We start from the raw sequence: 21,444 nt of genomic DNA on the forward strand, positions 1-21,444 counted from the left end.
CCGAAAGGCCATGCCATGACCATAGCCCCCACGCTCCACCGATACCTGGCTGCCGAGAACATCCAGTATGCCGAGATCCCGCACGTTTTCACCATGTCATCGGCGCGCACGGCGCAGGCCTGCCACGTCTCGGGCGATCATTTCGCCAAGGCCGTCGTGCTGCGGCATGACGGCGGCTTTATGCTCGCGATCGTACCGGCATCGCACCATCTCAACCTGCCGGAGTTGAAGGAGAGGCTCGGCGCGGATCTCGCGATGGCGAACGAAACCGAGATCAACCGGCTGTTCGCGGACTGCGCGCATGGCGCCGTTCCGGCGATAGGCCGGTGCTACGGGCTCGATCTCATCGTCGATGACAGCATCCGGGCGCAGCCCAAGATCTATGTCGAAGCCGGCGACCACGAGACGCTGCTCCAGCTGACGCAAGCGCAGTTCGAACGGCTGACGGCCAATGCGCCGCATGGACGCTTCAGCATGCGCGATTGACCAGCATGGCGTCGGGATAATCTCCGGACGCCTTGTCGCGGCGCGCGTGCGGTCGCGCCCGGATCGTAGTATAGTCGCGTCACGGGGGCTGCGTTCGCAACGGAGGTCCTCCATGAAGGTCAAGGACGTGATGCACAAGGGCGTCGATTGGGTCAGCCCCGACACCCCGATCACCGAGATCGCGAAGTTGATGCAAGGGCACGACATCGGCTGTATTCCGATCGGCGATGACGACCACCTGATCGGGATGGTGACCGATCGCGACATCGTCTGCAAAGGCCTCGCGAGCAAGAGCTTCAACGCCGCGCGCATGACGGCGCGGGACGTGATGACCGAAGGAATCCATTGCTGCCGCGAAGACGACGATCTGGCGAAAGCCGTGCATCACATGGAGACGCTGAAAATCCGCAGGCTACCCGTGATCAACAAGAGCAAGCGGATGGTCGGCATGATCAGCCTGGGTGACGTCGGCCAATTCGCCTCCGTTGATTTGTTGACCCAATGCGTCAAGGGCGTGTCGGCCCATCATTGATGGCAACCGCCACCCCGGCGTTGGAACTTCGTCGCATGGCTCGCGGGCCCCGCTGCCGGCGAACGCGGACGCCTTGCCCCCGACCTGCGACGAGGCTGCTTCGCCGTCTTCTCGCCCCCATTGTCATTCAGGGAGCTAGCCGGGGCGGCGGTATGGTGGGCAAAGTTCCCAAAGGTTCCGTGTGATCGTCCGACATCCTCTGCAACGCAATTCTCATCATTCTCTTTCGCGCCGCGCGCTCCTGGGCGGGCTCGTGTCGGCAGGCAGCGCTCTCGCGCTCGGCGGATGCGCAGGCCTGGGCGCGACCGGCGCGCGCTACGACGCGTCGTCACTCTCCGCTGACCCCACATTGCTCATCACCACCACGCGCAAGCCCGTGAAGGGTGGTCGCACCAAACCCTGGTTCGGGCCGGAGCGCGCCACCACAATGACGGTCGCGCGGGCAATGCTGGTGGCGCCGGACGAGAGCCGACTTTCTCTCGCCTCGGTCGGGCTGGCCGATTGGCGCCTCGATCAGGTCGAACCGGTGCAGACCGACATCGGCGATCTCCTTGCGCAGGGCGGCGGGGGAGGAGACGTGCTGATCTATGTGCACGGCTTCAAGCAGACATTCGAGACGGCCGTGCTCGATGCCGCCCATCTCTCCGATGGGATCAAGTTCCGCGGCCGGACCATGGTGTTCTCCTGGCCCTCCAAGGCGGGGCTGTTCGACTATGCCTACGACCGCGACAGCGCGATGTGGTCTCGCGACGATTTCGAACGCGTGCTCTCTTCCCTCGTGACGGCTTCAGGCGGCGGCCGCGTGCACATCGTTGCGCACAGCATGGGAACCATGCTGACGCTCGAGAGCCTGCGTCAGCTCTATGCGAGATATGGCGACACTGTCACGAGCAAGATCGGCACGGTCGTGTTTGCCGCGCCCGACATCGACATGGACGTGTTCACGTCGGCGATCCACCGCCTCGGTCCGCTTGCCGGCAAGATCACCGTGATCGCCGCGACGAACGATCGAGCTCTCGCTCTATCGGGACAGCTCGCAGGCGGGATGACCAGGGTCGGCGCCGCCGAGAAGGCTGTCATCCAGCAACTCGGCGTGCGCGTGGTCGATGCTTCCCAGGAAGGCTGGAGCATCATCAATCACGATCTGTTTCTATCGAGCGCGGAAGTGCAGCGGGAGATCCGCCGCTCGATCAACGGTACGACCGCGTAAGAGCGAGAGCGCGCAACTAATTCCTGAACTGGTTCTTGAACTAGTTCTTGGCGTTCCGCATCTTGCTCGCACCCCTGAGCGGGGTCGCCGGTGGGCGATCCGAATTCGCCCAGCCGGCCATCTGCAGACAGGTGAGCAGGTCGACATAGCTTTGTATTCCCGCTGCCGCAGCCTCGCCTTCACAACTTTCGCGCGCGGGACCCGGAACAGTCAGCCAGGCCGAACTCAGCTGTTGCTGGGCAAGCGTCTCGTCACGCGTGCACTCACCGGCGTCCTGCGCCAGGGCGAGCCCTGACGCCTTGTCGTCGGCGGAAACGTCCCTGCACATGGCTTCCACGTTGAAGACGGGCACGCGATCTGAAACCGGCATCGCGGGCAGGCCAAGAAGCGACAGTGCCAAAAGCGCTGCTTTCATGGGATCCCTCCCTCAAATCGGGTTAGCAACCCGGGGGGAGGCTAAGTCTGGTTTGTTTCCGGCTGGCTTCATCCGGCCACCAAAAGGTTTCGTCCTTGCCACGGCGCGCAGCGGGCACGGTCGACGACAGGCCGCGCCCACGGTCGGCACCTTGTCGGCACAATCGAGCAGGATCGACTTCGCCATATCGATCGCCTCCGGTCCGATAGGTGAAGGTTGCTGCCCACTCGCCTTCCGCAACCGCGCGGATGCCGCCAGCTGGCCCGGGCAAGCCGTCAGTCCCGAGGATCTTCACCTGATCGAGCTTGCCGGCGCCCTTGGCCGCGAGGCGCGCACCGGTGGCGCAATGGTCCTTTTTCGTCATCCCTTCAAGGTCGCACCTCCAGCATCGGCCCGCAAAGGATGTAACCGCATCCGAACGGATGTAGCCGATGTTACGTCTGCCAGACGAAGCGCCATATCCGAACTGACGACTGGGCATTCGACCTTTCCAGGATGACATTCTGTCCGGAGTGCAGAACCCGTCCGATCACGCGGAGCGATCGCGATGAGGGAGGCTACGATGGATCTTTCGCGGATGTCGGATGGAATCCGGCTGCATCACGCCTCTCATCACAACGATGGGTATGATGGCGAGGACGAACCGGGCCCTGCGCCGAGTGCCCCGTTCGTGGCTGACGCGCTGATCCGCGGTCCCGGCCCGTTTACAGATCCTGGAGCGCGCCCCGCGAGCGCGAATAGCCAGCATCATGACTCCGACCCGGTTCAATCCGAACATCTCGCATCGGCGATCGGCACGATCGGCCACCCCGGCAACCACGCTGCGGCGGGCCCGGATGTTTCCTCCACGAAGCCTGCTGCCGGCGCATCCGATCCCGGGATGGCCATTGCTTCGGTCGAGAGTGGGGCAAACTTGGCCGGGAACGGCGGGGATGGCCACTTCTACGGAGGTATCATTCACGCGTCCCTGTTGATCTATGAACCGGTCAACATCTCGGTGAGCCTGGGATACGGCTCGGTCGCCCTGGCCAGCCAGTCCAACAATTTGAATGTCGATCAATCCGCTTTTCAGATGGCCGGCGTCGGCGGCCATGGCGGCAATGACAACATCGCTTCGGGAGCGAGCGTCAGCACGTCCTTGGACGCCGGCATGATCGCGAGTGGTGACAACAGCGCCGGAAACGGCGGCAGCGGCTATTTCTCGGGCGCGATCGTGGACGCTCCCGTGGTGATCTATCATCCGATCAATATTGCGGTGGCGGGCTCGGGCGGCACTGCGCAGGCAAGTCAATCGAACACGGTCGAGATCGATCAATCGGCCACCCAGATCGCGGGCGTCGGCGGAAACGGCGGAAATGACAATGTCAGCGCCGGCGGCAGTGTCGTCACGCTCGACCCAAGTTGGGGATCAAGCAACGCAGGCGGCGTCTCGGACGTTCAAACGGGCGGGAGCCAGGTCGGCAATGGCGGCGACGGCGCCTTCTACGGCGGCCTCGTCCATACGTCCTTCGTACTGTACGACCCGATCAACATCGCAGTCGCGGGCTACGGCTCGAACGCTCATTCGGTCCAGACAAATGACGCCTACGTGGATCAATCCACGGTTCAGATCGCCGGCATCGGCGGGTACGGCGGCAACGGCAATGCCGCCGCGGGCGGCCATGCAAGCCTTCTCTCCCACGGCCTGTGGGGCGGCTCCGACGCGATCGCGACCGGTTCGAATGGCGCAGGCAATGGCGGCAACGGCTATTTTGCCGGCAGCCTGATCGACGTCAGCGTCGCGATCTATGCACCCATCAATATCGCAATCGCGGGTTCGCATTCGACGGCCGTAGCCGATCAGGTCAACAACGTGCACATTGACCAGAGTGCGGTGCAGATCGCCGGACTTGGCGGGGACGGCGGCCACGGCAATCTCGCACTGGGTGGCGATCTTTCCGCCCATCTTCTGTCAGATCTTCACCTGCTGGGATAGCGACACGTTGCGCCGCTCGCACAAGCTCGATCGCGGACCGCGTCGACGCTCCGCGCATGCAAGCTCGCCGTGCGGCCCCCTCGGACGTATCGAGCTCCGGTGTTGCGCGACGAATGTCATACTTTTGTACGTAGGTCGACCAAGCCGGATGGTGTCCGATTTGACATCTATCGCCGTCGCGCGTGGGCGGATCAGACTTGCCGCGCGCGTCCGCCTGATCGGGACGGATGATGCGCGAAAGCCAACAGAGCGAGGGAGGCACACATGATGCCCAAAGCGATCCACATCTCGGACTCGATCGAATTCAAATCGATCAGCACCGGCGGTCAAAGTGTCGGAAATGGCGGCGACGGCACCTTCAAGGGAGCTATCATCAGCAAGCCGACCCTCAACTTTGATCCGACCAACAAGGCGGTCGGTGCCGACGTGCATGTGAACACCGGCGACAACGTCAAGCAGACGGCAGATTGGGATGCCGGCGGTGCCAACGCGAAGGCCTCGGTGTTTTCGAAGGCCCATGGCGGCGACGCCGAGTCGAACGGAAGCCAGAAATCCTACAGCGGTTACGACACCTCCAAGGTCTACGCCAATACGGACGCGAGCCAGATCAACAAGGTCTCGGTGGACCAGCACCAGGACGTCGTGGCCGGCATCGGCGGCAATGGCGGGGACGGCAACGCCGCGTTGGGCGGAGAGGTGGACTTCCATCTCGATACGTTCTGATCACCGGCTCGTCCGACTGGCAGGACCGGTGGCCGCCGTCACCGGTCCTGACGTTCAAGCCAATACCCTGCCGATATCGCCGGCAGATGACGTTAGCCATCGGTCAAGTGCGTCAGACCTCGATTTCAGGCGGTGACGATCATGCTGATGCCGCCCATTCGGTTGCCTATCCTGCCGCAGATCCGGACGCCACTGCACGCAGCCCTCCGGTCCTGCGTGGGACCGCTCGGTCTCGTATTCGCGTATAGCTGCAGCTACAACCTGCTTCTGTTCGCGCCCTCCATCTATCTTCTCCAGATCTATGACCGGGTGTTGTCGAGTCGCAGCGGCGACACGTTGCTCCTGCTCACGCTCATCGTCGCGACCACGGTGGTCGTCGGCGGCGTGTTCGATGCATTGCGGCGCGCCATGCTTGGACGCCTTGGCGCATGGCTCGACGATCGCCTCCGTCCTTGCGTGCTTTCGGCCGGCCTCGAATCGGCGTTTCGCAGCGATTGGACGCAAGCGTCCGGCGCATATCGTGATCTCACCGTGCTGCGCCAGTTCGTCGAGTCCGGCGCATGTACGTTGCTGTTCGACGCGCTCTGGGCGCCCTTGTTCCTCCTCGTCCTCTTTCTGATCCATCCCCTGCTTGGCCTGGCGGGCGCCTGCTGCGTCGCCCTCCTGTTCGCGCTCACGATCACCGGAGAGCTGGTCACGGAAGATGTTCTGCTCAGATCCGGCGCCGCGCTGTCCCGAAGCTGCGGCCGCCTCCAGACTGCCGCGGGCAACATCCACATGATCCGCGCCATGGGAATGTTCGATAGCGCCGCACGCATGATCCACCGTGACGCGCAGCACGCGCGCAGAGAGCACGATGTGGCACTCCGGCTCGGCGAGATGGTCATGCTGGCCACCAAGCCGGTCCGCGCGCTGTCGCAGGTTTTGATCATGGGGGCTGCCGCGTGGCTCGTCCTCGATCACGGAAAGAGTCCGGCAATCATCTTTGCTTCGACGCTGATGTTCAGCCGGGCGCTCGCCCCGGTCGAAAGTGCCGTCGCAGGCTGGAAATCACTCGTGGCGGCCATGAGCGCCTGTCAGCGACTCGGCGCACTTCTCGCCGCATTCCCCGCCGCCAGGCAGCAGAGCGCGGAGGTTTCTCCGCCGCAGGCGCAAAGCGGCCTCGTCGTCGACAATGTCAGCGTGAGGCTGGCGGGCACGGACCATCTTCTGCTGAACGGCGTCTCGTTCAGCCTCATGCCCGGAGAATGCCTCGGCATTATCGGTCCGTCCGGGTCAGGCAAATCCTTGCTCGGCCAGGTGATCGCCGGGCTGTCGATGCCAACATATGGCCGTGTCCTCCTCGACGATACCGTCGTCTCGCTGCTTCGCGAGGGCCAAAGCGGCGACCGCCTCGGATATCTCCCTCAGGACATCAACCTGCTCGGCGACACCATCAACGACATCATCGCACGCCTTGAAGATGCCGACCGGCGGAAGGTCGTCGAAGCGGCCAAGCTCGTCGGAATCCATGGCGCAATCATGCGCCTGCCGCTGGGCTACGACACGGTGATTCACAGTGAAACAGCCTTCTCACGCGGGTATCGGCAGCGCCTTGGTCTTGCCCGCGCTTTCTTCGGCAGTCCACGCCTCGTCGTTCTCGACGAACCTAACGCCAGCCTCGACTACGGGGGCGAGCGAATGCTCCTGGATGCCATCGAGCGCATGAAGCTCGCAGGCGTCATCCTCGTCGTCGTCACGCACAGGATGGGTCTCCTCGCCGCCACGGACAAGATTGCCATCATGGAAGACGGGGCGGTCGCCGCGTTCGGCGACAGCGAGGAGATCTTTGAACGGCACCTGAGCCGCCCCCAGGTTACCTCGCAGATTGCGCCATGATCCGGAACGCTCTCACCATCCGGTTGCTTCCCGTCGTCTCGAGACTTCCCATGATTTGGGACCAGCTCGTGCGAGCGCCGGCGAGCCCCCCGCCCGCCCGACGATCTGGCGTCGTGGTGACCGCGATCGACGATTTCGAGCCTCTGGAGTTTCCATGGTGCTCGACGCCGACGCCGACCTCTCCACGTGGAAGGCTTCGCGGTATCACCCTCGCGGGCAATCTGCTGGTACTCTGCTTCATGCTGGGGCTCGGTACATGGGCGAGCCTCGCGCCCCTCGAGAGCGCCGCGATCGCGTCCGGCGTCGTGGAATCGGAATCGAGCCGCAAGACGATTCAGCATCTGGAGGGCGGTATCGTCAGGAAGATCCTGGTTTCGGATGGCGATATCGTGCGAAGCGGACAAACGCTGATCGCGCTGGACGACACCCGGGCCGCCTCGGAGGCGCAAAGCCTTCAAGGCCAGTTGTGGGATGCAGCTGCACGTGCCGCACGGCTTCAGGCCGAGCAGCAGAGATTTGAGCGGATCGCAATTCCGGACGCGCTGGAACAGGACAGCAAGCAGAACGGAATGGCCGCCGCTGCGGTGTCGGCGCAGCAATTCATCTTTCAGACACGCCTGCAGGTTCACGAGTCGCAGCTTGCGGTCGTTCGCGAACGAAGGCGTCAGGTCGAGAAGGAGATCGAAGGCCTCAAGGCTCAGGAGAGCGCCACCGGGCAGCGGGTCGACATCGTCCGGGAGGAACTGGATATGGTCGCGACCCTCGTCAACAAGGGGCTCGAACGGCGGCCGCGGCTTCTGAACCTGCAGCGGGAGCTGGCCGACGTTGAGGGCCGCCGCGGCGAGATCGCCGCGCAGATTTCCCGCGCCGGCCAGGTCATCAGCGAACAGCAGGCCACATTGTTCAAGCTCGAGAGCGAGAGGCAAAACGAGATCGCACAGTCGCTTCGTGAAGCACAGAACCAGATATTCCAGCTCCGCGAGCGGTTGCTTGCGGCCAGGGATCAGCTATCGCGAACAGAGGTCAAGGCGCCCGAGGACGGCGTGATTACCGATCTGCGGATTCATACGGCCGGCGGCGTCATCGGAGCGGGTGCTCCGCTCATGGACCTGGTGCCGCGGCAAGACCGCCTCATCGTAACTGCGCGCCTAAGGCCCGAGGACATCGATGTGGTCCATCCCGGCCTCAATGCCGAGGTTCACCTCGTCCCGTACAATCAGCGTCGCGTACCTCGCCTGAAGGGAAACGTCGTGCAGGTATCCGCAGATCGGCTCCTCGACAAGCGTACCGACCAGCCATACTACGCGACCAGGATCCGGATCGACGACGCGCAGATCGCCGCAAACGACATCCAGATCGTTCCCGGCATGCCGGTTCAAGTGTACATCACGACAGGGCGCGGTACCGTGGCCCTCTACGCGCTCAGGCCCCTGCTCGACAGCTTCCGTGGTGCATTCAGAGAGGACTAAAGCGCGATGCGCGTGGGATGAATCGTCATCGCGTTCCGGGGCAGGCCCCAGGTCTCCTCGCTAGGTCTCCTCTCTAGGTCTCCTGCATTGGAGCTGCGCCGGGGTCGTGATCGCGCCCCCGCGCGGGCAACCGGCCGCGCCAGCGGAGGACGGCTTCCGTGCGATTGTGCGCATCACATTTCCTCATGATATGCTGGATGTGCATTTTGACTGTGCTTTCCGAGAGGTTCAGTTTGGCGGCGATCAGCTTGTTGGGCAGGCCGAGCTCCATTTCCGCCAGAACCTGTTGCTCACGAGGCGTGAGACCGATCAGGCTTCTGTCAATGGCCACTCCGGTTCCCTCGTTCATCAGATATGCGGGCGCAAGCCCGCGCGCATCCGAGGTCTCGAAAGCCGATATCCTGTTCATCCCGGCCATGGGCAACGGCCTGTAGACGCCGCCGACGAGAACAAGGCGCAGTCCAGCTATGACGATCTCGATCGGCAGCGAGGTGGAAAGAAAGCCGCGCACGCCCCGCTGCATCGCAGCCTGCACTGTCGGCTCGTCATCATGGTTCGACAGGACTGCAATTGCTGCGCCGGGACACCACTCCACGACGACGGCGAGATCGTCCTCAACCGAGGGATCATCGATGGGCTTGTCCGCAATACTCAGCACCACCAGACGAACATCGCGGGCCGACGTGCAATCAAGGCCCTGGACCGAAGCCATGTCGAGGATATCGAGTTCGTCCAGTTCCCGCCTGAGGACGTTCAGAATGCATGTGCGAGGCAACAGGAGCGGCTCGATGATGACCAGAACAGGCAAGTGGAGCGAGTCATTCAGCCGCTTCGCGGTATTGGTTATGTCGTGCATGATTTCCTCGAGATGAAAAGAATTTCCGCGATATTCCCATTCCGTATTGCGTCCCTTGCCGCTGCATTCGTCCTGAATGCATCATCACGGGAGCGGCACAGTGCCGCCGTTGGTGCCGCATCCACTGTGGGATCACCTGGCGCCTGGGTGGAAATTCTTTCCGCTCAAATTACTTGGGTGCGTACTGCGCGATGACGCAGTCGACGCGTCCTCTAATTGCAGATATTTCGATACGCCGTTGACGCCGCCGACCCCGACTTGCCGTCGACGACATATGCTTCGTCCTCCTTCACGAGATAAAGAAACGGTCTCTCTCCGGTCTCACCGCCTGACGCGGTTCTTCCTTTCACGCGCCCGCAAATCGTATCCACGGGGCGTCCAAGCGTGTTCTTTCGCATGGTGTGCTTCATATCGGTGAATTCGGCCGATCCTGGATCCTCCATCTTCGTCGCAATGGCGACCTTCGCCTTGTCCAGGACGGGATCTGATGCTTCCGCAGGCCGTTTGGATGCCGTGACGCTGATCCTCGTCCGCGGGGACGCCGCTTTGGCCAGATCGGCCGATCCGCGTTTCTTCAGAGATGATGTCTTGCCGGACCTTCCCGGAGCTTCGGGATTCGGTTTGACGATTGCAGGATTCGACACCAATGCCGGCGGCATTGGCTGCGCAGGTTGGGCGACTGCAACCCTGTCGAAACAGGGGCGTGACGCGCAGCCGAGGAAATACCCTCGGGAGGGCGCAAACCAGCCAAAGCCGATCAGGACTCCTGCCAGCACTCCGACAAAAAGCAGTCCCATCCGATTCCCCTCCTCGGGAGCTCGGCTCGCACTTGTAACTAGGACTAATTCCGCGCTGGTGATCTATCTGTTGCGCAAAAGCGTTAAACGCCCATTAAGCGCGCGCGGTCGGGATCGGCGGATTCGGGCTCCAGACCCATGGCGAGATGACGCAGAGGGCCAACCGTGAAAGCAATCACGGCCGATCGGCCAATTTGGGAGCGCCGCACCGGCTTCGCACCAGAAACGGCCTGCCGCAACGCGCTTACAGTCTCACCGGCCGCTCCGCTGAATCAGCGGCGCACGGTCGACGCCGGGCAATCAAGATCGCCGACTGAGCGGTGACAGCATCGGCGCCCTCTGGACGGGGTTCGCGCCGCTCGATACGCGACCCTAAGACACGAATGAGATGCCCGCGCGGTCGTCCTGTCGCCACACCAAGCGACAATCGAACGATGTTCGAAAGCCGTCAAATGACAATCGGAAGTCGGTCGATAGGATCGGGGTATTTTTCGTCCTCACACAGGCGCCGAGGACGGAGAGGTTCAACATCTCGCAGGGCATGATCGTCACTTCGTCTGGAAAAGAAAGCATAACAATCTGTTCGAGACTCTTGCGTGCGACGCGTCGCCGTTCAATACCCGTCCATTCGAGAGACACTTTCGGTCACCTCAAGGTTCGTAGCAAGGCGGGGTCGCCGCCCGAGAAAACGGCCGCCCCTCGCCGCGAAGCGTCGTTACGCGAAACAAAGACGACTTCGCGACTGCATCGAGCATCGGCTTCACGTTCAGGGAGCGCAATGAGATATGGTCGTTACGGTTACTTCACCGGCTTCGTGACCGCTGAACCCTGCGCCGTTGCCTTATGCGAGGTGATCGCCTGCACCTTCTCCAACGTTTCCAAAAATTCGGACCGGAGAAGCTGTTCATGCTTCGCGTCTGTCGGCTCCGAGAGGAATGCGACCTTCACGATGAAGCGGTTCAATATCGATGCGACGAGAAGATCGTCCGAGTGTTGCGAGCGTAGGGCCGTGAGCTGCCGACGCATCTCAATGAGATCGATGTTCTCGCGGTCTGACTGCTTGATCAAATAAAGCTCGCGCCACTGTTCTACAGCCAAACGAAGCCGACGCGCCGAGTATATTGGCGCGACGGCTTCGCCACTGGGGACCCGGACCAAAGGGCAATGTCCGGTGCAGAGACGCTATCGCACTGTCGCCCCGGTGCAATCGAAGTCGCGGATTAAGCTTGATGTCCCCGCGGCGCGTTAATTCCGGAACTGCCTGCCACGCGTTAGCATCCCGCTTGCTGCGGGACGTCGCCGCATTTCCAACCGCAACGGAAGTCGCGCCGCATCCGGCCATCCTCAAGCGATATGAGGCACAACTCGGCCGGCTTGAAGAGACCTCGCAAAGGGTGTCAGTGCCGCGACGGCGAAGCCGCCGAAGCCATGAGAGATCTGGTCGAGACGGTCACCGTCTTCCGGGCGCTTGGGTGGTGTGACCGTGGAGATAGCAGGCCGGTTAAACGCTCTGCTGGGGAAGAGCTTTTCCCAACCGCGTCAAAGGCGTGCGGGGAAGCGTTTGGTAGCGGGAGAGGGACTCGAACCCCCGACCCCAGGATTATGATTCCCGTGCTCTAACCAGCTGAGCTACCCCGCCACAGGGTCGCGAACGGCTGATACCGCCGATCTCGCGAACGCGCGGCATATAAGGAAGGGGGCGGCGGGAAGTCAAGCTAAGTGCGCCTGATTTTGGCGCCGGAATCGACCGCTTCCGGCGTGGACTCGCGGAGAGTCCCCTCACCCGGAATCCGCGCTTGGGCGCGGATTCCGGCCTCTCCCCGACGGGGGAGAGGCGAAGGAAGGGTGCAGCGAGATTCGCTATTTCGGCCGGACCGTTGGGTCCCCGCCAGGGCTGCCGGGAGGCGGGATCACGGGCATGGCCCCATCCGTGCTCGGTGCGGGGGCGTGCATGTCGGGGTCGACGCCGGAGGGCGGGCAGAGCACGCCGTCGGATTTCGCCAGCTTGTCGCCGAGCGGTTCCCGGGCCTGGCCGGTGGTGGTGCCGTCGGGCGCGGCGGCGCGATTCGGGCGGTCCTGCGGCACGCAGTTCGCCGTGTGCGTCGGGGATGGCGGCGCGGTCGCTTGCGGCGGCGTCGCCGGGGCGGGCGGGGCCTGCGCGATCGCGGCGCCAGAGGCTGCGATCACGAGGCCCGCAAGGATGATGTTTGATGTCGTGCGCATGAGGAGGAAACGCCCGGGTCGGCCCCGATGTTCCAGCCTCTGAACATTACGATTTGTGGTAGCGGATCAGCGAAAAGTGGCCCATCGGCGGCATCGGGCGGCGCTCGGCCAGCGTGACGCCGCCGTGCTTCGAGGCCCAGTTCACCAGGCGCTGCCACGGGAATTCCGGGCGCCAGCCGAGGCGGCGGGCGAGCGGCGCAAACGCGAGCTCGGAGAGTTTGCGAAAACCTTTTTCGGCGCCGATGTGGTTGACCAGGATCAGCTCGCCGCCGGGCTTGAGCACGCGCACGAATTCGTCGAGCGTGCCTTCGGGATCGGGCACGGCGGTGATGACATATTGCGCGACCACCGCATCGAAGGCGGCGTCGGGGAACGCCAGGTTCTTCGCATCCATCACCGAGAGCACTTCGACGTTGCTCAAGCGGAGCGCGCGCACGCGTTGTTGCGCCTTGCGCAGCATCGGCTCGGAAATATCGACGCCGCAGATTTTTGTGGTGCGCGAATAATCGGAGAGCGAAAGCCCGGTGCCGACACCGACGTCGAGGATGTGGCCGCCAATGCGATCGGCCTCGGCGATGGTCGACTGCCGGCCGGCATCGAACACCTTGCCGAACACGAGATCGTAGACCGGCGCCCAGCGGCCATAGGCCTTCTCGACCCCGGCCCGCGAGATATCTGCTGCCATGCCCCCTGCCCCGGTATTAGCTTTTTGTCTTGCGCATGATCTGGTCGGAAAACCGCTTCACACTTTTCCGGATCATGCGCTTAGCCGCGAACCGCCTCAGCGAGCGGCCTCGCCGTGCTGCTCGTCGCTGCCTTCGCCGCGGCGCTCTGGATGAAGCCGCCGCCGAGCACGCGTGCCTGCCCACCGGGCGCGTCGTAGAACACGCAGGCTTGTCCCGGCGAGACGCCCTCTTCGCCGGCGACGAGCTCGACCTCGTAATGGCCGTTCGCGCCGCGCAGCCAAGCCGGCTGCGGCGCGCGGGTCGAGCGCACGCGGACGAACAGCTCGAGGCCAGAACCGATCGCGCGGTCGATGTCGCCGCCGCCGATCCAGTTGACGTCGCGCAAGGTGATGCGGTGCATCTTCAGCGCATCGCGCGGGCCGACGACGACGCGGCGGTTGGCGGCCTCGAGCCGCACCACATACAGTGGCGCGGCGGCCGCGATGCCAAGGCCGCGGCGCTGGCCGATGGTGAAATTGGCGATGCCGTGATGCTGGCCGAGCACGCGGCCATCGAGATCGACGATGTCGCCGGGGTCCATCGCATTCGGACGCAGCCGGGTGATGATGTCGGTGTAGCGGCCCGTCGGCACGAAGCAGATGTCCTGGCTGTCGTGCTTGTCGGCGACGGAGAGACCAAAGCGGCGCGCAAGCTCGCGCGTCTCGGGCTTGGTCATGTCGCCGAGCGGGAAGCGCAGGAAGTCGAGCTGTGACTGCGTGGTCGCGAACAGGAAATAGCTCTGATCGCGGTCGCTGTCGGCCGCGCAGACCAGCGCACGCGAACCGTCGTCGCGACGGCGCGAGGCGACGTAGTGGCCGGTGGCGAGCGCCTGCGCGCCGAGCTCGCGCGCGGTCTTCAGCAGGTCGCGGAATTTGACGGAGCGGTTGCACTCGATGCACGGCACCGGCGTCTCGCCGAGCGCGTAGCTGTCGGCGAAATTGTCGATGACGGACTCGCGGAAGCGGTCCTCGTAGTCGAGCACGTAATGGGGAATGCCAAGCTTGGCCGCGACGTCACGGGCGTCGTGGATGTCCTGGCCGGCGCAGCAGGCGCCCTTGCGGTGGGTCGCCGCGCCATGATCGTAGAGCTGCAGCGTGATGCCGACGACGTCGTAGCCCTCGGCCTTCAACAGCGCAGCCGTCGTCGAGGAATCGACGCCGCCCGACATGGCAACGACGACCCTGGTGTCCTCAGGACGGCCTTCGAGATCCAGACTGTTGAGCATGGGCCTTAAGCGATTGTAACGGCGGCGATCCGCGATTGCTGATGCGGTGTCCCGGTCTCTTGGACCGGGACACCGGCGGTCCCCGGGAACCTGGGTTCCCGAAGGGCACTGGCTGGCCCGGTCGAAAGCGGCTGAGAGCACCCTTTAATATAGGCGGCATTCCGGTGAAGCAATCGCGGCCGCCGCAAGCTTAGGGCAATTCTTGCCGGGGCGGCAGAAATGACGGGGTTTTCGGGGAGCCGGCTGCGGCCACCCCGATTCGACAAGATATTGATATCAATAGATAAAACGGCAATTCAAGGGATTGGCCCGCTCCTTGCTGACCTCCTGGTCCGAAGATGTTTTCAAGGGGTCGCCTGTGGTTGGTGTCACGTCAGACGTAGCGGCAAGCGCGCAGGTCTCCAGCGCGCAACAAAAGCCTGCCCGGTCGCAGAGCACCAAGGACACCACGCCGAGCGACTCCTTCGGGTCGCTGGTCGACAGCAACACCCAGGCCATCAGCAACAGCGCCTCGTCCTCGAGCCAGGACACCGGGCCGCGGCGGACCGACTCGTCGTCGTCGTCCTCCTCGTCCGACCGCAGCACGCGCGACTCGTCCTCGACCGATCAGTCCTCGCAGAGCAAGGCGAGCGACAGCACGGATTCCTCGACGCAGGCGGCGAGCGACACGACGACCGATCCGACCAAGGCTCCCGACAAGACCAAGGACAAGAGCGACACCTCTTCCACCAAGGCGAGCGACAAGTCGCAGGACTCCAAGGACGGCAAAAGCGACAAGACCGACGCCACCACCGACGGCCTCGCCGCCGCAGTCGACGCCTCTGCCGCGGCACAAGCCGCCGCAGCGCCGGTAGCGACGCCCGATCCGACCGCCGTCCCCGTCGCCGCGCCCGTGGTGCCGGTCGATCCGAACGCGGCGGCCAACCAGGCCGCCAACACCGCCTCCTCGCCGCTGACGATCGCAGCCGCCGGCATCGCCGCCAGCGCCTCGACCGCAGCGCAGATCGCCGGCGCCAAGACCGACGCGACCGGCAAGACCGCGAAGACCGGCGATGCCAAGACCACCGACGCGAAGGTCGCGGTGGCCGACGCGGCGACCACGGATGCGACCGCAACCGATGTCACCGCGAACGCCGCGCAGGTGATCGCCGTCGATCCGGGCACGCCAAAGACCTCGTTCAAGGCCGCCGCGACCGCGCAGGGCCAGACCGACGTCTCCAACATCGGCCAGGACGCGGGCAAGACCGCGCAGACCGCGGCCACCGCACAAAATCCCGCGACCGCGACGACGGCCAACGCCGCCGCGCATCCGCAGGCCGCCAAGCCGCAAGCTGACGCGGCTGCCGCCGATGCGAAGGCTGACGCTGCCAATCGCACCGCCGATGCGACGCCAGCCGCGCCGACCACGCACGCGCATGCCGACACGCAAGCCGCAGCTAGCGCGACAACCGACGCCAGCACGCAAGCGGCCAACGCCGTGCAGGTGCCGCTGACCAATACGACGTCCGCGGCCACCGCCTCCACCGCAACGCTGACCGCGACCGCAGCTAATCCGACCGCGGTGCCGATCAGCGGCATTCCGGTCGAGATCGCGGCCGCCGCGCGCGCCGGCAAGACGCGCTTCGACATCAGCCTCGATCCGGGCGATCTCGGCCGCATCGACGTCCGAATCAATGTCGACCGCAACGGCCAGGTCACCTCGCATCTCACCGTCGAAAAGCCGGAGACGCTGCAGATGCTGCGTCAGGACGCACCGCAATTGCAGCGCGCGCTCGACGATGCCGGCCTCAAGACCGGCGGCAACGGACTCTCCTTCAGCCTGCGCGACCAGAATTCATCGGGACAGAACTCCGGCCAGAACAACGACAATGGCAGCAATTCCCGCCGCCTGATCATCAGCGAGGATGACCAGGCCGCGAGCGCCCCCGTCAGCCGCAGCTATGGCCGCATGCTCGGATCGAGCAGCGGCGTCGATATCAGAGTGTGAGGAGTATTCGCCAATGACCACCACGAATGCCGCCACCGCGCCGTCAGTCGTCTCCGGCACCACGCAGACGTCGTCATCGTCCTCGTCGAGCTCGAGCCTGGGCTCGTCCACGGGCGCGACGCTCGCCGGCAACTTCCAGACCTTTTTGACGCTGCTGACCACGCAGCTGCAGAACCAGAACCCGCTCGATCCGCTCGACACCAACCAGTTCACCCAGCAGCTGGTGCAGTTCGCCGGCGTCGAGCAACAGCTCAAGACCAACGACTCGCTGTCGCAGCTCGTCACCCTGCAGCAGACCACGCAGGCGACCCAGGCGCTGGATTACGTCGGCAAGACCGCCGTGGTCGACGGCACCACCGCGACCATGTCGCAGTCGTCGGCGACCTGGCACCTCAACGTGCCCTCCAGCGCGACGGTCAATATCTCTATCGCCAATTCCACCGGACAGACCGTGTTCAGCGGCCAATACACCGCCGGCGCCGGCAGCGACATTCCCTTCACCTGGAACGGCCAGGGCAATGACGGCACGCAATGGCCCGACGGCAAATACACGATCACGGCGACCGGCAAGGACGCCGCGGGCAACAATGTCGGCGTCGCCGCGCAGGTGCAGGGCACGGTGAGCTCCGTCGACCTGACCCAGTCGCCGCCGCTGCTCACCATCGACGGCAACAGCTACACGCTGAGCCAGGTGAAGAGCGTGGTGGCGAGCAGCAGCAGCTCCGGCAGCTAAGGCGGCGCGCTGACGCTACGCATACGGTGTCATCCCGGCGAAAGCCGGGATCCATAGCCACAGGGAGCAGTTTGGCGAAGACCGGTGGTTAGGAATTCTGTCTTGGTACTGCCACCTGCGTGTCATCGATAGATCACGCGATATGGGTCCCGGCGTTCGCCGGGACGACATTCAAAGGCCCCGGCAAGCATCACTGCGGGCCTCGTTCGTTAGTAAAGTATTTACGAAGACCCCCGCTCCGCCCGCTGAAATCGCGCTTTCAGCCCGCCGGGCCGGTCGTGTTCCCGCAAGTTTCAAGGAGAATTGTATTGAAGCCTTAGGCTTAGCGGATTTTTAAGCCCGCGTGCGTAGGGTTGTGAAGTGAGTTCAGTGGTTGAGAGTTTGTGAGTACGCCATGACAGAACCCCATCGCCCGAGGGTAAAATACGTCATCGGGCCGGACGGCAGTCCGCTGACGATCGCAGATCTGCCCGCACCCGGCACCAAACGCTGGGTCATCCGCCGCAAGGCCGAAGTCGTCGCTGCTGTGCGCGGCGGACTTCTCTCGCTCGAGGAAGCCTGCAGCCGGTACACCCTGACGGTCGACGAATTCCTCTCCTGGCAGTTTTCCATCGACCAGCATGGTCTGGCGGGTCTTCGCACCACCCGCATTCAGCAATATCGCCAGTAAGCGATCCGGAAATCTGCTGCTTTTGATGAAAATCGGCCCCGCTCTGCGAGGCCGATTTTTTTAATGTTTCGTTTTGGCGCTACTTTTGTCCGAGCTCTTAACCTTCGTTAACCATATCGAAACCATCACCTAGGCAATAATTGCCCACTCGACCGCTCAGTTGCGGGTCGAAGCTTCGGGGCGGTTGCTTGCAAGGTCTTGCGGACTTCTTAAAAGGTATCGGCGCCGCCCGCTTCGGGGCGATGATCGCGGTCACCGCCGCGCTCATCGGCTTCTTTGCCTTCGTCATCATGCGCGTCACCACGCCCCAGATGACGACCCTGTTCACCGACCTCTCGGTTGAAGATTCTTCCAGCATTATCAAGGACCTGGAACGCCAGGGCATCCAGTTCGAGCTGCGCAATGAAGGCACCATCATCATGGTGCCCAAGGACAAGGTCACCCGGCTCCGCATGAAGCTCGCCGAGGGCGGCCTGCCCAAGGGCGGCGGCATCGGCTACGAAGTGTTCGACAAATCGGACGCACTCGGCACCACCTCTTTCGTCCAGAATATCAATCACTTGCGCGCGCTGGAGGGCGAGCTCGCCCGTACCATCCGCGCCATCGACCGGATTCAGGCCGCCCGCGTCCACCTCGTGCTGCCCGAGCGTCCGCTGTTCGCGCGCGAGGCGCCGGAGCCGTCGGCCTCGATCGTGGTCCGGGTCCGCGGCTCGCTCGAAGCCCAGCAGATCCGCGCGATCCGCCACCTCGTCGCGTCCGCCGTCAACGGATTGAAGCCGCAACGGGTCTCGATCGTCGACGAAGCCGGCCAGCTGCTCGCCGACGGTGCCGCCACCGATCCGGAGCAGGCGCTCGGCGACGAGCGCCGCACCGCCTTCGAGAAGCGGATGCGCAAGCAGGTCGAGGACATCGTCTCCTCGGTGGTCGGTTCGGGCCGCGCCCGCGTCCAGCTCTCAGCCGATTTCGACTTCAACAAGATCACCCAGACCTCGGACAAGTTCGATCCCGAAGGCCGCGTGCTGCGCTCGAGCCAGACCCGCGAAGAGCAGAGCATGACCGCCGACAATAACGGCCAGGTCACGGTCAACAACGAGCTCCCCGGCCAGCAGCAGAACAGCGGCCCGGCGGCGAAGGATCAAAGCAAGAAGACCGAAGAGACCAACAATTACGAGATCTCCCGCACCACCAAGACCGAAGTGACCGAGGCCGGCCGGGTCAACCGCATCTCGGTCGCGGTGCTGGTCGACGGCATCTACGCCAAGAACGACAAGGGCGAGCTCGCCTACACCGACCGCAGCAAGGAGCAGCTCGACCGCATCGCCACCCTGGTGCGCTCGGCGATCGGCTTCGACCAGAAGCGCGGCGACCAGGTCGAGGTCGTCAATCTGCGCTTTGCCGACGCGCCCTCCACCGCCCCGATCACCGAGCCCTCCGGCTTCCTCGGCATGCTGCAGTTCACCAAGGACGACGTCATGTACTTCGTCGAGCTCGGCGTGATGATGCTGCTCGGCCTGGTCGTGATGTTCATGGTGATCCGTCCGCTGGTGAAGCGCATCCTCGCCTCCGACGAAGTCGCCGCCGCCATCTCCGGCGTCCTCACCGGCCCCGCAGCGTCCGAAGAGGGCGCGACCGCGGCGGCAGGCTCCGGCGGCCAGGCCCTGATCCCGGGCGGCGCCGCCAGCGCCATCGACGTCGCCACCATCCAGGGCCAGGTCCACGCCCAGTCCGTTCATCGCGTCGGCGAGCTCGCCGAGCGCAATCCCAACGAAACCGTCGCCATCATCCGTCAATGGCTGACCGAACCCACGAAATGATCGAGTGAACTGACATGGCCGGCACTCTGCAGAACGCCAACTCGAACGACATCACCAGTGTGATCTCCACGCTCGGCCAGCGCGCCGGCAGCCGCACGGGCGCCAAGGTCGAAGCGGTGGCCGGACCGAAGCGCGCCGCGATCCTGATGCTGGCGCTCGGCGAGCAATATGGTGGCAAGATCTGGTCGCTGCTCGACGACGACGAGGTGCGCCAGCTCTCGCTGGAAATGTCGACGCTCGGCACCGTCGAGGTCGACACGGTCGAGGACATGCTGCTCGAATTCGTCTCGCGCATGTCGGCCTCCGGCGCGCTGATGGGCAATTTCGACGCCACCGAGCGTCTGCTGCAGCAATATCTGGCGCCGGAGCGCGTCAACGGCATCATGGACGAGATCCGCGGCCCCGCGGGCCGCAACATGTGGGAGAAGCTGTCCAACGTGCAGGAAGAGGTTCTCGCCAACTACCTCAAGAACGAATATCCGCAGACCATCGCGGTGGTGTTGTCGAAGCTGAAGCCTGAGCACGCCGCGCGCGTGCTCGGCATCTTCCCCGAGGACCTCGCGCTCGACGTCGTCAACCGCATGCTGAAGATGGAAGCGGTGCAGAAGGAGGTGATCGAGAGCGTGGAGAAGACGCTGCGCACCGAATTCATGTCCAACCTGTCGCAGACCCGCCGCCGCGATGCCCACGAGGTGATGGCGGAGATCTTCAACAATTTCGACCGCCAGACCGAAACCCGCTTCATCACCTCGCTCGAAGAAGAGAACCGCGAATCCGCCGAGCGCATCAAGGCGCTGATGTTCACCTTCGACGACCTCGTGAAGCTCGATTCCGGCTCGGCCCAGACCCTGATGCGCAACGTCGACAAGGACAAGCTCGGCGTAGCGCTGAAGAGCGCCAACGAGGATGTCCGCAACTTCTTCTTCGGCAACATGTCCTCGCGCGCGGCCAAGATGTTGCAGGACGACATGGCGGCGATGGGTCCGGTGCGCCTGCGCGACGTCGACGAGGCCCAGGCGCTGCTGGTCAACCTCGCAAAAGACCTCGCCGCCAAGGGCGAGATCATGCTGACCAAGAACCGCGCTGACGACGAGCTGGTGTATTGATGGGCGCTCCGGCCAAATTCCTGTTCGACACCGACTTCGCCGCGCCCGACCGGACGCGCGAGAAGGCGGCGACCGCGGCCGAGATCGCGCAGAAGGTCGCGGAAGCCGAAGCGCGCGCTTATCAGGACGGCTTTGCCGCGGGCCAGCGCGAGGCCAAGGCCGAGAGCGACCGCCGCGTCGCGCTCGCCATGGAAGAGATCAACATCGCGATCCGGGGCATCGCCGCAGGGATCGGCAACATCGAGAGCAAGATGGAGACCGAGGCGGTCGACGTCGCGGTCGCGGTCGCACGAAAGCTGTGTGCCGACCTGGTCGCCGCCGAGCCGCTCGGCGAGATCATGGGTCTGGTCAAGGACTGCTTCTCGCATCTGGTCGCGACGCCGCATCTCGTCGTTCGCATCAACGACGCGCTCTACGACAGCGCGCGCGAGAAGATCGAACGGCTGGCCAAGCAGAGCGGCTTCGAAGGACGGCTGGTGATCCTGGCCGAACCCGAAATTGCCACCGGCGACTGCCGGATCGAATGGGCCGATGGCGGCGTCGTACTGGAGCGCCACGCCATCGCGGCCAAGATCGACGACATGGTCGGACGCTATATCGCGTCCCGCAGGGGGAATTAA

The 21,444-nt window shown here is 64.1% G+C and carries 22 protein-coding genes and 1 tRNA gene; 13 read left to right on the forward strand and 10 right to left on the reverse strand.

Annotated features, from left to right (window positions below):
- Positions 1–15: 15 nt before the first annotated feature.
- From NLM31_RS34630 to NLM31_RS34640, 3 genes are all read left to right on the forward strand, one after another.
- On the forward strand, positions 16–486 hold the full coding sequence (locus NLM31_RS34630; protein ID WP_254133750.1) for an aminoacyl-tRNA deacylase: 471 nt from the start codon (positions 16–18) through the stop codon (positions 484–486).
- Positions 487–598: 112 nt separating this feature from the next.
- The gene (locus tag NLM31_RS34635; protein WP_254133751.1) at positions 599–1,018 is read left to right on the forward strand and encodes a CBS domain-containing protein; all 420 of its coding nucleotides are present in this window, start codon (positions 599–601) and stop codon (positions 1,016–1,018) included.
- Positions 1,019–1,271: 253 nt separating this feature from the next.
- Complete coding sequence (locus tag NLM31_RS34640) at positions 1,272–2,228, forward strand: alpha/beta fold hydrolase (RefSeq protein WP_254195172.1); 957 nt, start codon at positions 1,272–1,274, stop codon at positions 2,226–2,228.
- Between the two features lie 40 nt (positions 2,229–2,268).
- Here NLM31_RS34640 and NLM31_RS34645 read toward each other — a convergent pair whose 3' ends face one another.
- Positions 2,269–2,643, reverse strand: coding sequence for a hypothetical protein (locus tag NLM31_RS34645; protein ID WP_254133753.1), 375 nt, complete (start codon positions 2,641–2,643; stop codon positions 2,269–2,271).
- A gap of 22 nt (positions 2,644–2,665) precedes the next feature.
- The gene (locus tag NLM31_RS34650) at positions 2,666–3,007 is read right to left on the reverse strand and encodes a hypothetical protein (RefSeq protein WP_254195173.1); all 342 of its coding nucleotides are present in this window, start codon (positions 3,005–3,007) and stop codon (positions 2,666–2,668) included.
- Positions 3,008–3,205: 198 nt separating this feature from the next.
- On the opposite strand from NLM31_RS34650, the gene NLM31_RS34655 reads away from it, so the two are divergent.
- The 4 genes from NLM31_RS34655 (at position 3,206) to NLM31_RS34670 (ending at position 8,688) form a co-directional block, all read left to right on the forward strand.
- Entirely contained in the window at positions 3,206–4,618 is a 1,413-nt protein-coding gene (locus tag NLM31_RS34655) for a hypothetical protein (RefSeq protein ID WP_254195174.1), read from the forward strand.
- A gap of 264 nt (positions 4,619–4,882) precedes the next feature.
- Positions 4,883–5,341, forward strand: coding sequence for a hypothetical protein (locus NLM31_RS34660; RefSeq protein WP_254133756.1), 459 nt, complete (start codon positions 4,883–4,885; stop codon positions 5,339–5,341).
- Between the two features lie 141 nt (positions 5,342–5,482).
- Positions 5,483–7,219: a type I secretion system permease/ATPase gene (locus NLM31_RS34665; RefSeq protein WP_254195175.1), complete on the forward strand. Its 1,737-nt coding sequence runs from the start codon at positions 5,483–5,485 to the stop codon at positions 7,217–7,219.
- 116 nt (positions 7,220–7,335) lie between these two features.
- The gene (locus tag NLM31_RS34670) at positions 7,336–8,688 is read left to right on the forward strand and encodes an HlyD family type I secretion periplasmic adaptor subunit (protein ID WP_254195176.1); all 1,353 of its coding nucleotides are present in this window, start codon (positions 7,336–7,338) and stop codon (positions 8,686–8,688) included.
- A 73-nt stretch (positions 8,689–8,761) separates the two neighbouring features.
- Here NLM31_RS34670 and NLM31_RS34675 read toward each other — a convergent pair whose 3' ends face one another.
- The 8 genes from NLM31_RS34675 to mnmA all read right to left on the reverse strand — a co-directional run bounded on the left by NLM31_RS34675 (position 8,762) and on the right by mnmA (position 14,514).
- A complete protein-coding gene (locus tag NLM31_RS34675) occupies positions 8,762–9,544 on the reverse strand; it encodes a response regulator transcription factor (protein WP_254195177.1) in 783 nt (260 codons plus the stop codon).
- A 212-nt stretch (positions 9,545–9,756) separates the two neighbouring features.
- Positions 9,757–10,341, reverse strand: a complete 585-nt coding sequence (locus NLM31_RS34680; protein WP_254195178.1) for a hypothetical protein — start codon at positions 10,339–10,341, stop codon at positions 9,757–9,759.
- A gap of 372 nt (positions 10,342–10,713) precedes the next feature.
- Positions 10,714–10,980, reverse strand: coding sequence for a PilZ domain-containing protein (locus tag NLM31_RS43485; protein WP_375167516.1), 267 nt, complete (start codon positions 10,978–10,980; stop codon positions 10,714–10,716).
- A 159-nt stretch (positions 10,981–11,139) separates the two neighbouring features.
- Positions 11,140–11,409 (reverse strand): hypothetical protein, encoded by a 270-nt coding sequence (locus tag NLM31_RS34685; protein WP_254195179.1) that lies wholly within the window; start codon positions 11,407–11,409, stop codon positions 11,140–11,142.
- A 494-nt stretch (positions 11,410–11,903) separates the two neighbouring features.
- Positions 11,904–11,980, reverse strand: a tRNA-Met gene (locus NLM31_RS34690).
- 221 nt (positions 11,981–12,201) lie between these two features.
- Positions 12,202–12,564 carry a hypothetical protein gene (locus tag NLM31_RS34695; protein ID WP_254133762.1) on the reverse strand — a complete coding sequence of 121 codons (363 nt, stop codon included), beginning with the start codon at positions 12,562–12,564 and terminating at the stop codon, positions 12,202–12,204.
- 46 nt (positions 12,565–12,610) lie between these two features.
- A complete protein-coding gene (locus NLM31_RS34700) occupies positions 12,611–13,249 on the reverse strand; it encodes a class I SAM-dependent methyltransferase (protein WP_254195180.1) in 639 nt (212 codons plus the stop codon).
- An 80-nt stretch (positions 13,250–13,329) separates the two neighbouring features.
- A complete protein-coding gene (gene mnmA, locus NLM31_RS34705; protein WP_254133764.1) occupies positions 13,330–14,514 on the reverse strand; it encodes a tRNA 2-thiouridine(34) synthase MnmA in 1,185 nt (394 codons plus the stop codon).
- 358 nt (positions 14,515–14,872) lie between these two features.
- Here mnmA and NLM31_RS34710 point away from each other — a divergent pair, with 358 nt between their 5' ends.
- From NLM31_RS34710 to NLM31_RS34735, 6 genes are all read left to right on the forward strand, one after another.
- The gene (locus tag NLM31_RS34710) at positions 14,873–16,501 is read left to right on the forward strand and encodes a flagellar hook-length control protein FliK (protein ID WP_254195181.1); all 1,629 of its coding nucleotides are present in this window, start codon (positions 14,873–14,875) and stop codon (positions 16,499–16,501) included.
- A 13-nt stretch (positions 16,502–16,514) separates the two neighbouring features.
- Positions 16,515–17,234 (forward strand): flagellar hook assembly protein FlgD, encoded by a 720-nt coding sequence (locus NLM31_RS34715; protein ID WP_254133766.1) that lies wholly within the window; start codon positions 16,515–16,517, stop codon positions 17,232–17,234.
- A gap of 394 nt (positions 17,235–17,628) precedes the next feature.
- Positions 17,629–17,904, forward strand: a complete 276-nt coding sequence (locus NLM31_RS34720; protein ID WP_002714638.1) for a DUF1153 domain-containing protein — start codon at positions 17,629–17,631, stop codon at positions 17,902–17,904.
- A gap of 188 nt (positions 17,905–18,092) precedes the next feature.
- Positions 18,093–19,718, forward strand: coding sequence for a flagellar basal-body MS-ring/collar protein FliF (fliF, locus tag NLM31_RS34725; protein WP_254133767.1), 1,626 nt, complete (start codon positions 18,093–18,095; stop codon positions 19,716–19,718).
- 14 nt (positions 19,719–19,732) lie between these two features.
- Positions 19,733–20,824: a flagellar motor switch protein FliG gene (gene fliG / locus NLM31_RS34730; protein ID WP_254133768.1), complete on the forward strand. Its 1,092-nt coding sequence runs from the start codon at positions 19,733–19,735 to the stop codon at positions 20,822–20,824.
- Positions 20,824–21,444: a FliH/SctL family protein gene (locus tag NLM31_RS34735; protein ID WP_254133769.1), complete on the forward strand. Its 621-nt coding sequence runs from the start codon at positions 20,824–20,826 to the stop codon at positions 21,442–21,444. The genes fliG and NLM31_RS34735 overlap by 1 nt, the downstream gene beginning before the upstream one ends.

Source organism: Bradyrhizobium sp. CCGUVB4N (assembly GCF_024199945.1).
Classification (GTDB): Bacteria; Pseudomonadota; Alphaproteobacteria; order Rhizobiales; family Xanthobacteraceae; genus Bradyrhizobium.